Raw genomic sequence first — 259 nt, 5'->3', positions numbered from 1 at the left:
AAACGGGCAAGCTTTATGTCAAAAGTATTTATGGGCTTGACCATTGCAACCATTGTTGGCGTGCCTATTGTTACCTTGGTGGGGCAAAACCTAAGCTGGCGGTATTGCTTAGGGGGCGCTGCCGTTTTAGCGTTTATTGCATTTATATTTGTGTACAAAGTAGTACCAAGTATTGATAACGCAAAACCATCTAACTTACTTAACGAGTTTGGCGTACTAAAAAATAAACTGGTGTGGTCTATTTTAGGGATTGTTATTA

General features: G+C 39.8%; 1 pseudogene. It reads left to right on the top strand.

Annotation, left to right across the window (positions count from 1 at the left end):
* Nucleotides 1–259, top strand: a pseudogene (locus tag AN391_RS20115) (MFS transporter); the annotation flags it as partial.

Origin of the sequence: Pseudoalteromonas sp. P1-13-1a (genome assembly GCF_001401875.1) — a bacterium.
GTDB lineage: Bacteria > Pseudomonadota > Gammaproteobacteria > Enterobacterales > Alteromonadaceae > Pseudoalteromonas.
Note: the sequence above shows the minus strand (reverse complement) of the source record. Positions and strands in the feature narration are given on the sequence as shown.